This is a genomic window from Micromonospora sp. B006 (assembly GCF_003408515.1).
GTDB lineage: Bacteria > Actinomycetota > Actinomycetes > Mycobacteriales > Micromonosporaceae > Micromonospora > Micromonospora echinospora_A.
Genome location: NZ_CP030865.1, coordinates 3,281,561 through 3,296,230 on the forward strand (window position 1 = coordinate 3,281,561; position 14,670 = coordinate 3,296,230).

At 76.1% G+C, this 14,670-nt stretch carries 1 protein-coding gene; it reads right to left on the reverse strand.

From position 1 onward, the window contains the following. Window positions 1-10 precede the first annotated feature (10 nt). Window positions 11-14,659 (reverse strand): type I polyketide synthase, encoded by a 14,649-nt coding sequence (locus MicB006_RS15160; RefSeq protein WP_116506932.1) that lies wholly within the window; start codon window positions 14,657-14,659, stop codon window positions 11-13. Window positions 14,660-14,670 lie beyond the last annotated feature (11 nt).

Consider the following 14,670-nt stretch of genomic DNA (forward strand, 5'->3'; position numbering starts at 1 on the left):
CCCGGGCGGCTCAGGAGAGCCCGAGGTCCTGGTCGATGAGGTCGAACAGCTCCTGGTTGCTGGCCGCCCGCAGCCGGCCGGCCACCTCGGCGGTGTCCTCCCGGCGTTCCTCGGCGGCGCCGAGCCGTTCGAGCAGGCTGTGCAGGCGCATCGTGATCCGCACCCGGCCGATGTCGTCCGGGTCGCGCAGCGCGAGGGCGCCCTCCAACTGGTCCAGCTCCGCGAGGGTGGGCAGCGCCTCCACCGACGCTTCGTCGAGCAGTTCGGCCCGCAGGTGCTCGGCCAGCGCCTGCGGGGTCGGGTGGTCGAACACCACCGAGCTGGGCAGGCTGAGCCCGGTCGAGCGGGCCAGCCGGCCCCGCAGCTCCACGGCGGTGAGCGAGTCGAAGCCGAGGTCCCGGAAGGGCCGCCCGGCCTCCACGGCGTACGGGCTGTCGTGGCCGATGACCTCGCCCGCGGCGGTGCGGATGAGATCGACCAGCAGCCGTGCCTGTTCGGCCTGCGACAACTCGCCGAGCCGCTTGCGCAGTTCGCCGGCGACCTGGTCGCCGTCCTCGGCGTCGGCGCGCGCCGCCGCGGCCTGGGCGGCCACCTCGGCGATCTCGCTGATCAGCGGCCGGGGCCGGGCGGAGGCGAACACCGGCGCGAAGCGTTCCCAGTCGATGTCGGCGACGGTGAGGGCGGTGTCGTCGCCGTCGAGGCCGGCGCGCAGGGCGGCCATCGCCGGTTCCCGGTCGAGCAGGGACACCCCGCGCCGGCTCATGGCCGCCGCGTGCGCGTCGGTCACCATGCCGCCGCCGGCCCACGGTCCCCAGTTCACCGAGAGGTGCCGGGCCCGCCCGGCCGGCCGGGACTGCGCCCAGGCGTCCAGGAAGGCGTTGCCGGCGGCGTACGCCCCGTGGTCGCCGACGCCCCAGACGGCCGCGATGGAGGAGAAGTGCACGACCAGGTCGAGCGGCTCCGGGTCGAGGAACTCGTCGAGGTGCCGCGCGCCGGCGATCTTGCCGGAGACGACGTCGGCGAGTTCCGCCTCGGTCACGGCGACGACCGGGCTGAGCCGGCCCACCCCGGCGGCGTGCACCACGGCGTGCACGGTCTCACCGTCGGCGCGCAGGCCACGGACCAGGTCGGCGACCGCCTCCCGGTCGGCCAGGTCGCAGGCCAGCACCCGCGTCTCGGCGCCGAGGGCGGCCAGTTCCGCCACCGCCTCGTCCGCGCCGGGGGCCGCCGCGCCGCGCCGGCTGACCAGCAGCAGTCGCCGCGCGCCGTGCCGGGCGAACCAGCCGGCGGCGTACCGGCCGACGGCGCCGGTGCCGCCGGTGACCAGGACGGTGCCCGGCGCCTGCCAGCCGGCCGGCGCCTCGGCGCGGGGCGCGCGCTCCAGCCGCCGCAGGTACGTCCCGGAGTCGCGCACCGCGAGCTGGTCCTCGTCGCCGGCGGCGGTGAGGGCCGCCAGGACTCCCTCGGCGGCGGCGGCGGTGTCCAGGGTGGCGGGCAGGTCCAGCAGGCCACCCCAGTGCCGGGGGTGTTCCAGCGCGGTCACCAGGCCGAGGCCCCACGTGGTGGCCTGGGCGGGGTGGGCGACGGGGTCGTCGGCGCCGGTGGCCACGGCCTGCCGGGTGAGCAGCCACAGCGGCACCGGTGGCAGGGCGTCCGTGACCGCCTGCACCAGGGCCAGGTTCGCGGTCAGGCCCAGCGGCACGGCCGAGCGGTCGGGGTGCGCCCGCTCGTCGAGGGCGAGCAGCGACACGATCCGGGTGGGCGCCGCGGCGGCGAGCTGCCCGGCGAGCGTGCTCCGGTCGGTCGTCGCCGGGTCGACGGCGAGCTGCCGCACGGTGCCGCCCCGCGCGGTGAGCAGTTCGGCGAGCCGGTCTACGACCGGCTGGTCCGTACCGCTGTGCACCAGGGTCCACGTGCCGTCGACGGCACCCGCGACGAGAGCCCGCGGACGCCAGGTGATCCGGTAGCGCCAGCCGCCGGCGAGGGTGTCCTCCTGCTGCTGGCGCCGCCACCGGTCCAGGTCCGGCAGCAGTTCCCGCAGCGGCCGGTCCGCGTCGAGGCCGAGCCGGCCGGCGAGCGCGTCGCCGTCGCCGGACGCCACGGCCCGCCAGAACGCCGAGTCGACGTCGTCGTGCGCGGCGGCGGGGGCGTGGGTCGCCGCCGCGTCGAGGGTCGGCCAGAACCGCTGGTGGGCGAACGCGTACGTGGGCAGGTCCACCGGGGCGGCGGCGCCGGGCAGCAGTGCCGGGAAGCGTACGGGCACGCCGTGGCAGTGCAGCCGGGCCACCGCGCCGAGCAGGGTGGCCACCTCGTCCTGGCCGGGCCGCTGCACGCCGGTCACGACGACCGGCGCGTCCACCGGCAGCGCGTCGGCGGTCAGGGCGGTCAGCACGGTGTCCGGCCCGATCTCCAGGAACCGGGTCACCCCGTGGGAGTGCAGGTGGGTGACGGTGTCGGCGAAGCGAACCGCCTCGCGGACGTGGCGGACCCAGTAGTCGGGTGTGCAGAGCTGCTCGGGGTCGACGACCGTGCCGGTCAGGTTCGACACCAGCGGCACCGTCGGCGGGGCGTACGACAGGGTCGCCGCGACGGCCGCGAACTCGGCGAGCATGGGCTCCATCAGCGGGCTGTGGAAGGCGTGGCTGACCCGCAGCCGCTTGGTGCGTACGCCGAGGTCGGCGAAGTGGGTGGCCAGTTCGGTCAGCACGTCCTCGGCGCCGGCGACGACGACGGCGGCCGGCCCGTTGACGGCGGCGACGGCGGGCTGTCCCGGCGCGCCGGACAGGGCCCGCAGCACGTCGACCTCGGGCGCGGCGACGGCGAGCATCCCGCCGCCGGGTGGCAGGGCCTGCATCAGGCGCCCCCGGTTGCCGACGAGCGCGCAGGCGTCGGCCAGGTCGAGCACTCCGGCGACGTGGGCCGCGCTGATCTCCCCGACGGAGTGCCCGGCCACGAAGTCGGGCCGGATCCCCCAGTGTTCGAGCAGCCGGAACAGCGCCACCTCGACGGCGAAGAGCCCGGCCTGGGTGAAGACGGTCTGGTCGAGCAGGTCGGCCTCGGCGGTGCCGGGCTCGGCGAACAGCACCGTGCGCAGCGGCCGCGGCAGGTACGCGTCCAGGTGCTGGCACGCCTCGTCGAGGGTCGCCGCGAAGACGGGGAACGTCTCCCACAGGCGTCGGCCCATCCCGGCGTGCTGCGCGCCCTGGCCGGAGAAGAGCGCCGCCAGCGCGCCGCCGGGCTCGGCGGCGCCCCGGGTGAGCCCGGGGTGGGCCTGCCCGGCGGCCAGGGCCCGCAGGCCGGCGAGGGCGGCGTCGGCGTCGGCGGCGAGCAGCACCGCGCGGTGCCGCAGCGGGGACCGTCCGGTGGCCAGTGCCCGGGCCACGTCGGCGGCGGGCGTTCCGCTGCCCGGCAGCCAGTCGGCCAGCCGGGCCGCCTGCGCCCGCAGGCTGTCGGCGGTGTCTGCCGATACGACCCACGGCAGCAGCGGCGTCCCGTCGGCGGCGCCGAGCGTGCCGCGGCTGGAGCTGGTCGTGGGCGCGTCGGCGCTGGCCGGACGGGGGGCGGCGGTGTCGGCCGGGGGCGTGGCGGGCGCCTGTTCGAGGATGACGTGCACGTTGGTGCCGCTGACCCCGAACGACGACACGCCGGCGCGGCGCGGCCGGTCCACGTCCGGCCACGGCTGCGCCTCGGTCAGCAGCGCGACAGCGCCGGCCGACCAGTCCACGTGCGGCGACGGCTCGTCCACGTGCAGGGTGGGCGGCAGCAGGTCGTGCTGGAGGGCCAGCACCATCTTGATCACGCCGGAGACACCGGCGGCGGCCTGGGTGTGGCCGATGTTCGACTTCACGGAGCCGAGCCAGAGCGGCCGGTCGGCGGGGCGCTGCCGCCCGTACGTGGCCAGCAGGGCCTGCGCCTCGATCGGGTCGCCGAGCCGGGTGCCGGTGCCGTGCCCGTCGACGGCGTCCACGTCGGCGGCGCTCAGCCGCGCGTTGGCCAGCGCCTGGTTGATCACCCGCTCCTGCGCGGGCCCGTTGGGGGCGGTCAGGCCGTTGCTGGCGCCGTCCTGGTTCATCGCCGAGCCGCGCACGACGGCGAGGATCCGCCGGCCGTCGCGCTGGGCGTCGGAGAGCCGCTGCAACATCACCAAGCCGACGCCCTCGCCCCAGCCGGTGCCGTCGGCGGCCCCGGCGAACGACTTGCACCGGCCGTCGAGGGCGAGCCCCCGTTGCCGGGCGAACTCCAGGAACGGGCCGGGGGTGGCCATCACCGTCACGCCGCCGGCGACCGCGACGTCGCACTCGCCCTGCCGCAGGGACTGGCAGGCCAGGTGCAGCGCCACCAGCGACGACGAGCAGGCGGTGTCGACGCTGACGGCGGGGCCCTGCAACCCGAAGTGGTACGCCAGCCGACCGCTGATGACGGCGGCGACGTTGCCGGTGGCCTGGTAGCCCTCGGTCTCGACCCGGGCGGCCATCAGCAGCGTCGCGTAGTCCTGGCCGTTGGTGCCGACGAAGACGCCGGTGTTGGTCTCCCGCATGTCGGCGGGCGCGGTGCCGGCCCGCTCGAACAGCTCCCAGGCGCTCTCCAGCAGCACCCGTTGCTGCGGGTCCATCACCATCGCCTCGCGCGGGGAGATGCCGAACAGGGCGGCGTCGAAGCCGGCGGCGTCGGTGAGGAAGCCGCCCTCGCGCACGTACGAGGTGCCGGGCCGGTCGGGATCGGGGTCGTAGATGGCTGCCAGGTCCCAGCCCCGGTCGGTCGGGAACTCCGCTATGCCGTCGCGTCCCTCGGCGACGAGTCGCCACAGGTCCTCGGGGCCGGCGACCCCGCCGGGGTAGCGGCAGCTCATCGAGACGATGGCGATCGGCTCGTCCAGCGCGGTGGCGGCCCGCACGGGCTCGGCCGCCGGGGTGTCGTCGCCCGCGAGCCTGCCCGCCAGGTGCTCCGCGAGGGCGTCGGGCGTCGGGCGGTCGAACACCAGGGTCGCCGGCAGGTTCAGTCCCACCGCCTCGGCGAGGCGGTTGCGCATCTCGACGGCGCTGAGCGAGTCGAAGCCGATCTCCCGGAACGACCGGTCCGCCGCCAGCGCCTGCGGCGAGGACATGCGCAGCACCGCCGCCGCGTGGACGCGTACGAGGTCGAGCAGGACCCGACGGCGTTCCGGTGCGGCGAGGCCGGCCAGCCGGCCGCGGAGCGGGGACCCCGCGTCGGGCGTGCCGCCGTCGCGCTGCCCGGCCGCGAGCAGCCGGGCCACCTCGGGGATGTCGGCGATCAGCGGTCGAGGGCGGGCCAGCGTGTAGGTCTGCAGGAACCGGTCCCAGGCGATGTCCGCCACGGTGAGCGTGGTGTCGCCGTGGTCGAGCGCCTCGGCCAGGACGGAGACCGCGAGGTCGGGGCGCATGGCGCGGACGCCCGAGCGGAACATCTGGTCGGCGGCGCCCTCGGCGTCGACCATGCCGCCGCCGTCCCAGGCACCCCAGGCGACGGCGGTGGCGGTCCGTCCGCGCCGTCGCCGGTCCTCGGCGAGCGCGTCGAGGAAGGCGTTGGCGGCGGCGTAGCCGCCCTGGTGCCCGCCGCCCCAGACGCCCGCGCCGGAGGAGAAGAGCACGAACGCCGACAGTTCGTCGCCGCACGCCTCGTCGAGGTTGACCGCGCCGGCCACCTTGGCCCGCAGGGCGTCGGCGAGGTCGGCGACGTCGGTGGCCGCGACGGGCGCGGCGTGGGCGACGCCGGCGGTGTGGAACACGGCCCCGATGCGGGTGCCCTGCCCGGCGAGCCGCTCGACGAGGGCCCGTACGGCGACCGCGTCGGCGACGTCGCAGGCGGCCACGGTGACCGTGGCGCCGGCGGCGCGCAGTTCGTCGGCCAGCTCGTCCGCGCCGGGCGTGGCGGGGCCCTGGCGGCCGGTCAGCACCAGCTCACCCACGCCCTCGCGGGCCAGCCAGCGCGCCACCTGGGCCCCGATGGACCCGAGGCCGCCGGTGACCAGGACGGCGCCGCTGGCGGGACGCCAGTCCTGCGTCGCGGTGCGCTCGGCGCGGGCGCGGACCAGTCGCCGGGCGAACACCCCGGAGGGGCGCAGCGCCAGCTGGTCCTCCGCGTCGACGCCTGCCAGCACCGCCACGAGCCGGGCCCGGTCCCGGGGGTCCAGCTCGGCGGGCAGGTCCAGCAGTCCGCCCCAGCGGTCCGGGTGCTCCAGGGCGACCACCCGGCCGAGCCCCCAGAGCATCGCCTGGCGGGGGCGGTCGAGCTGGTCGGCGCGGCCGGTCGAGACCGCGCCGGCGGTGGCGCACCACAGCGGGGCGGTGACGCCGGTGTCGCCGAGGGCCTGGACCAGGGCGTACGTGGCGGCGAGACCCGCCGGGACGACCGGGTGGGCCGGGTGCGGCGCGTCGTCCAGGCCGAGCAGGGAGAGCACCCCGGCGACGGGCCCGCCGGTCCGCGCCAGCCGCTCGGCCAGCACCGGCCGGCCCGTCTCCGGCACGTCGATCCGGACGACCTCGGCCCCGCCCTCGCCCAGCGTCCGGGCGACGCCGTCGACCAGGGGGTGCTCGGCGTCGGCGGCCGGCACGACCAGTAGCCACGTGCCGGCGAGGGTGGCCTCCGGCGCGACGGTCAGCGGCTTCCAGGTCACCCGGTAGCGCCACGAGTCCACGGTGGACTCGTCGCGGCGGCGCCGGCGCCAGGAGGAGAGCAGCGGCAGCGCGGGGTCGAGGGAGCTGACCGTGGCCTCGTCGATGCGCATGGCGGCGGCCAGCGCAGACGCGTCGGCGCGTTCCACGGCCTCCCAGAAGTGCCGGTCCGCCTCGTCGGTGCCGGCGGGGGCGGGGGCGGCCGCCGCCGTCGGCTGCGGCCAGTAGCGCTGTCGCTGGAAGGCGTACGTGGGCAGCGGGAGCGGCGGGCCGGTGGGGGCGTCCAGGATCGCCGTCCAGTCGACGGGCACGCCGTGCACGTGCAGCCCGGCGAGGACCGTCAGCATGCGCTGCCAGCCGCCGGTCACGGTGTCGTCGGCGGCCACCACGACGGCGTCGTCGGCCCGCGCGCTCTCGCGGATGCCGACGGCGAGCACGGTCGCCGGGGCAGCCTCGAGGAGGACCCGGTGGCCCTCGTCGAGCAGGGCGCGTACGGCCGGTTCGGCGTCGGCGTCGGTGGTCAGGTCCCGGTACCACCGGGCGGCGTCGAGGCCGTCGGTGTCGACCGGGCCGCCGGTCGTCGCCGAGTACAGCGGCACGTCGGCCGCCCGGAGGGTGATCCCGGCCAGCGCGTCCGGGCCGTCCTCCGCCGGGCTGGCGAGGGCGATCGTCCTCGCCGCGTCCTCCAGCGACAGCGCGCCGGCCACGCAGGCGGCCGCGAGCGCGCCGTGAGCGTGCCCGAGCACGGCGGCGGGTCGTACGCCGAGGGAGCGCCACCAGCGTCCCAGCGAGACGGCCACGGCCCACCGGACGGCCGGCGCCACCCCGGGGTCGGCCGGGGTGGGGGCGCCGTCCGCGCCGCGCAGCACGGAGGCGAGCGACCAGTCCACGTGGGGGGCGAGGGCCGCCTCGCAGGCGGCGATCGCGGTGGCGAACTCCGGTGCCCGGTCCAGCAGCTCGACGGTCGCGGCGGGCCACGGGTCGCCGTGGCCGGGGAAGACGAGGACCGGGTCGGCGGCGCGCGCCGCGACGCCGGTGACGGCGGCGGTGGCCTCGCCGAGGTGGAACGCCTCCAGGGCCCGCGTCAGGTCGACGGTGTCGCGGCCGAGGACGACGGCGCGGTGGTCGAACGTGGCCCGGGTGGTGACCAGGGCGTGCGCGACGTCGGCCGGCGCCAGCTCCGGGTGTGCCGCGAGGTGCGCGCCCAGCCGGGCCGCCTGGTCGCGCAGCGCCGGGGCGTCCACGGCGGAGAGCACGAGGGGTACGACGTCGGCGCGCGGCCGGTCGGTGGGCCGCGCGCCGACCGTCTCGGCGGGCGGCTGCTCGATGATCACGTGCGCGTTCGTGCCGGAGATGCCGAACGACGACACACCCGCCCGACGCGGCCGACCCACCCGCGGCCACGGCATCGCCTCGGTCGCCAGCGCGACCGCCCCCGCCGACCAGTCGACGTGCGGGGACGCCTCGTCCACGTGCAGCGTCGCCGGGACGACGCCGTGCCGCATCGCCAGCACCATCTTGATCACACCGGCCACACCGGCAGCCGCCTGCGTGTGCCCGATGTTCGACTTGATCGACCCGAGCAGCAGCGGCCGATCCTGCGGACGCTCCTGCCCGTACGTCGCCAGCAACGCCTGCGCCTCGATCGGGTCGCCCAGGGTCGTGCCCGTGCCGTGCGCCTCCACCACGTCCACGTCGGCGGTGGTGAGCCGGGCGTTCGCGAGGGCCTGGCGGATCACCCGCTGCTGCGACGGACCGTTCGGCGCCGTCAGACCGTTCGACGCACCGTCCTGGTTCACCGCCGTGCCCCGCAGCACGGCGTGGATGCGCCGGCCCTCCCGCTGCGCGTCGGAGAGTCGTTGCACCAGCAGCACGCCGACGCCCTCGGACCAGCCCGTGCCATCCGCCGACGCCGCGAACGACTTACACCGACCGTCGGCCGACAGACCACGCTGGCGGGAGAACTCGATGAACGTGCCAGGCGTGGCCATCACCGTCACGCCACCGGCCAACGCCAGATCACACTCGCCGCTGCGCAGTGCCTGCGCCGCGAGGTGCAGCGCCACCAGCGACGACGAGCACGCCGTGTCGACAGTGACCGCCGGGCCCTCCAAGCCGAACGTGTACGCCACCCGACCCGACAACACGCTGCCCGACGTACCCGTACCGACGTAGCCCTCCACCTCATCGGCCAACCCCATGAGGTGCGACGCATAGTCGTGATACATCACACCCGCGAACACACCGGTCCGGCTGCCCCGCAACCGCTGCGGATCAAGCCCAGCCGACTCGAACGACTCCCACGACGCCTCCAACAGCAACCGCTGCTGCGGATCCATCGCCAGGGCCTCACGCGGCGAAATACCGAAAAAGCCCGGGTCGAACTCCGCAGCCCCATACAAGAAACCACCACGCCGCGTGTACGACGTACCGCTACGCCCCGGATCCGGATCGAACAGCGACTCCAGATCCCAACCGCGATCCGCCGGGAACTCGGAGATCCCCTCGCCGCCGCCGGCCAGCAGCGCCCACAGTTCGTCGGGGGATTCCACCCCGCCCGGGTAGCGGCAGGCCATGCCCACGATCGCGATCGGCTCGTCGGCGCGGGTGGTGGTCCGCGCGCCCGGCGCGGCGGGGCCACCTGCGGCGCCGGCCAGTTCGGCGTGCACATGGGCGGCGAGCGCCTGCGGCGTCGGGTAGTCGAATACGAGCGTCGAGGGCAGCCGCAGGCCGGTGGCCGCGTTCACGCGGTTACGCAGGTCGACGGCGGTCAGCGAGTCGAAGCCCAGCTCGCGGAACGCCCGGTCGGCGGGCACGGCTTCCGCCCCGCCGTGCCCGAGCACCTGCGCGACGAGGCCGCGTACCAGCACGTCGAGCTGGGCGCGCGCCTCGTCGGCGGTCAGGCCCCCGATGCGGGTCGCCCAGGTGGTGCCCTGTCCCGCCTGGCGGCGGGTCGTGGTCGTACCGACCAGGTTGCGGAGCATCGGCGGCACCAGGCCGGCGCCGGCCGCGGCCCGGAGGGCGGCCAGGTCGATCACGGCGGGCACCAGGGCCGGCCGGCCGGCGGTCAGGGCGGCGTCGAACAGGCGCAGCCCGGTCTCGGCGCTCATCGCGGTGATGCCGCCCCGGGTCGATCGCGCCCGGTCCGCCTCGTCGAGGGACGCGGCCATGCCGGGGGTGTCCCACATGCCCCACGCCAGGCTGACGGCAGGCAACCCGAGCTGCCGCCGCCACACCGCCAACCCGTCCAGGAACGCGTTGCCCGCCGCGTACGCCGACTGACCCGGCGAACCCAGCACACCAGCAACCGACGAGAACACCACGAACAGATCCAGATCAAGACCCGCCGTCGCCTCGTGCAACAACCAACCCGCCGACACCTTCGGCGCCAGCACCCTTGCCAGACGCTCCTCGGTGACCCGCTCGATCACCCCGTCGTCCAGGACACCGGCGGTGTGCACCACACCGGCCAACCGGCCCCCAGCGGCGACTTCAGCCACCAGGCCGAACACCTGGTCCCGGTCCGTCACGTCGCAGGCGACCACCCGCACCGACGCACCCAGCGCGGTCAGCCGCTCCGACAACTCACCCGCACCCGCAGCCTCCGGGCCACGACGCGACACCAGCACCAGCGACCGCACGCCGTACGCCGACACCAGATGCTCCGCCACCAGCGCGCCCAACGCACCCGTACCGCCGGTCACCAGCACCGCACCGTCACCCACCACGGCACCGTCCGCCGACGAGGGCGCTACCGCACGCACCAGACGCGGCACGAACACCTCACCCGAGCGCACCGCGACCTGACCACCGAACGTCACCGGCTCGTCGGCCACGGAACTCAGCACAGCCAGCAGCCCGGCGTCCGCGTCACCGTCGACATCCGCCAGGACGATGCGACCCGGATGCTCCGACTGCGCCGAACGCAGCAGACCCCAGACCGCCGCTGCGGCCAGGTCGGTGACCCGGTCTCCGTCCCCGATCGACACCGCACCCCGGGTCACCACGACCAACCGCGACTCCGCCAGCGCGTCGGCCGCCAGCCAGGACCGCACCGTCGCCAGCACCTGCGACGTCGCCGCCCGCACCGACTCGGGGCCATTGTCGACGGCGGCGTGCATCTCACCGGGGACCGAAGCAGGTTCCGTCTCGACGTGCAGGTCCCGGCGCAGGCCACCCACCGGCACCAGCAACAGACGCGGCGCCACAGCCGACGCCACGGCGACCGCCTCGACGTCGGCGTACACCGGCAGCTCAGCGACGGCCGGCAGGTCGGCGGCGGGCGAGCCCAGCAGCGCCCACCCGGAGGCGTCCCCGGCCGGGGCGACCTCCTGGGCCTGCCAGGCGACCTCGAACAGCGACCGGGCCGACGCGTCCGGGGACGACGACACCCCGGTCAGCTCGCGCAGGGCGAGGGTGTCCACCGACACCACGGCCGCGCCCGACTCGTCGCACGCGACCAGGCGCACCGCCGAACCCGCACGCGTGAGCCGCACCCGCAGCACCCGCGCACCCGAGGCCCACACCTGCACACCCTCGAACGCGAACGGCACCCGCGCCCCACCCGAGCCCTCCGAGCCGGGCAGCAACCCGATCGGATGCAGCGCGGCGTCCAGCAGCGCCGGGTGCACGCCGAACCCCGCAGCGTCACCGGCCACCTCGTCCGGCAGCACCACCTCGGCGTACACGTCCTCGCCGACGGTCCACACCCGGCGCAACCCCCGGAACACCGGCCCGTACGACAGGCCACGCTCCGCCAGGGTCGGGTACCAGCCCGTGACGTCCACCTCGACGCCGTCGACCGGCGGCCACTCCCCCACGCCCGGCTCGTCGGCCGACGCCGGCTCCAGCACACCCTCCGCGTGCGAAACCCACTCCGCCTCGGGATCACCCTCGGACTGGGAGTGCACGGCCACGACGCGGATGCCGGCCTCGTCGGCGGCGCCGACGCGTACCTGCACCCGCACCGCACCCGCCTGCGGCAACACCAGCGGCGCAGCCACGGTCAACTCCCGCACCCGCGACGCACCCACCTCGTCACCCGCCCGCACGGCCAGTTCCACGAGGGCGGTGCCCGGCACGATCACCACGCCGGAAACGACGTGGTCGGCGAGCCACGCGTGCGTCGACGTCGAGAGGCGACCGGTCAGCACCACCATGTCCTCGCCCGCCACGGAGACGGCCGCGCCGAGCAGCGGGTGCCCGGCCGCGCCGAGGCCGGCACCGGAGACGTCCGTCCAGCGGCCCGCCGGCTCCAGCCAGTAGCGCTGGTGCTCGAAGGCGTACGTCGGCAGGTCGACGTGCCGGCCGCCGGCCCGGTCGAGCAGGCCCGCCCAGGCGACGGCGCGGCCGTGCACGTGCAGCGACGCGAGGGCCTCCAGGAGGGCCTGCGGCTCAGGCCGGTCGTGGCGCGACACCGGCACCAGCAGGGGCGCCGGCTCGTCCTCCGCGCGCTCGGCGAGGCAGTTCTGCGTCATGGCGGTGAGGACGCCGTTCGGTCCCACCTCCAGGTAGGTGTCGACCTCCTCGGCGCGCAGGCAGTCGACGGCGTCGGCGAAGCGCACGGTGCCGCGTACGTGGCGCACCCAGTAGCCCGGGTCGCAGAGCTGGTCGGCGTCGGCGACGCGGCCGGTCAGGTTCGACACCACGGGGATCGTCGGCGGCCGGAACGTCAGTCCCTCGGCGACGGCCGCGAACTCGGCCAGCATCGGGTCCATCCGGGCGCTGTGGAAGGCGTGGCTCACCCGCAGGCGGCGGGTCTGCACACCCCGCTCGGACCACACCCGCTGCACCTCGTCGAGCGCCTCGACGTCGCCCGCGACCACCACGGCGGCGGGGCCGTTGACAGCGGCCAGGTCGAGCTGGCCGGGCAGCCCCGCCAGGGACGCGGCGACGGCGGCCTCGTCGGCGGCCACGGCGAGCATGCCGCCGCCGGCCGGCAACGCCTGCATCAGCCGACCCCGCGCCGCGACCAGCGCACACGCGTCGGCCAGGGACAACACACCCGCCACGTGCGCCGCCGCGATCTCACCGATGGAGTGCCCGGCCACCAGGTCCGGCACCACACCCAACGACTCGACCAGCCGGAACAACGCCACCTCGACCGCGAACAGCCCCGCCTGCGTGAACACCGTCTGATCCAGCAACCCCGCCCCGGGCGTGCCCGCCGCGGCGAACAGCACCTCACGCAACGGACGCGGCAACAACGGATCCAGGTGACCGCACACCTCGTCCAGAGCCGCGGCGAACACCGGGAACGCCCCGTACAACCCGCGACCCATACCGGCGCGCTGCGCGCCTTGGCCGGAGAAGAGGACGGCCACCCGGCCACGCGGGGCCGACGCGCCGGTGGTGACGGCGCCGGTCGGCTCGCCCGCGGCGAGGGCCCGCAGCCCGGCGAGCAGGTCGTCCGCGTCGCCGGCCAGGACGACCGCGCGGTGTTCGAGCCCCGCGCGGCTGACCGAGGAGACCGCGACGTCCACCGGACGTGGGGCGTCGACGCGGGCGAGGTGGTCGGCCCAGCGGCCGGCCTGCCCCGCGAGCGCCTCGGGCGTACGGGCGGAGAGGAACACCGGGGCGAGCGGGAGCGCGACCGGCGCGTCGACGGCGGAGGGTGCCTCGTCGGTGGACGGGGCGTCGTCGCCGGGCGCCTCCTCCAGGATGACGTGCGCGTTCGTACCGCTGATGCCGAAGGACGACACGGCAGCCCGGCGCGGCCGGTCGGTGGCCGACCACGCGCGCGCCTCGGTCAGCAGCGAGACCTGCCCGGCGGACCAGTCGATGTGCGGGGACGGCTCGTCGACGTGCAGGGTGGCGGGCATGGTGCGGTGGCGGATCGCCTCGATCATCTTGATCAGGCCGGCGGCGCCCGCGGCGGCCTGGGTGTGACCCAGGTTCGACTTGACCGAGCCCAGCCAGAGCGGCCCGCCGTCGCCCCGGTCCTGCCCGTACGTGGCCAGCAGCGCCTGCGCCTCGATGGGGTCGCCGAGGGTGGTGCCGGTACCGTGCGCCTCGACCACGTCGACGTCGGCCGGCGAGAGCCGGGCGTTGGCGAGGGCCTGCCGGATCACCCGCTCCTGCGACGGGCCGTTGGGGGCGGTGAGTCCGCTGCTGGCGCCGTCCTGGTTGACCGCGCTGCCCCGGACGACGGCGAGGATGCGCCGGCCGTCGCGGCGGGCGTCGGAGAGCCGTTGCAGGAGCAGCACGCCGACGCCCTCGGACCAGCCGGTGCCGTCGGCGGCGGCGGCGAACGACTTGCACCGGCCGTCGGAGGCCAGGCCCCGCTGGCGGGAGAAGTCGGCGAAGGTGCCCGGGGTGGACATGACCGTCACACCGCCGGCGAGCGCGAAGTCGCAGTCCCGCTGGCGCAGCGCCTGCGTCGCGAGGTGCACGGCGACCAGCGACGACGAGCATGCCGTGTCCACAGTGACGGCCGGGCCCTCCAGCCCGAAGGTGTACGCCACCCGGCCGGACACCACGCTGCCGGAGTTGCCGGTGCCGATGTAGCCCTCGACGCCGTCGGGCAGGTCCAGCACCCGCGACGCGTAGTCGTGGTACATGACCCCGGCGAAGACGCCGGTCCGGCTGCCACGCAGCGCCTGCGGGTCGATGCCGGCGTGCTCGAACGCCTCCCAGGAGGTCTCCAGCAGCAGCCGCTGGTGCGGGTCCATCGCCAGGGCCTCGCGGGGGCTGATGCCGAAGAAGCCCGGGTCGAACTGTGGCGCGTCGTAGAGGAAGCCGCCCTGGTTGCTGGTCGACGTGCCCGGGTTGTCCGGGTCGACGTTGAAGAGGCGCTCCAGGTCCCAGCCCCGGTCGGTCGGGAAGTCGCCCACCCCGTCGCCGCCCCGGTCGACGAGGTCCCACAGCTCGGCCGGGCTGGACACCCCGCCCGGGAACCGGCACGCCATGCCGATGACGGCCATCGGCTCGCGGTCCTTGGCCTCCACCTCGCGTACCCGCCGGCGCGCGTCGCGCAGGTCGGCAGTGGCACGCCGGAGGTAGTCGAGGAACTCTGCCTCAGTGGGCATCGGGCCACTCC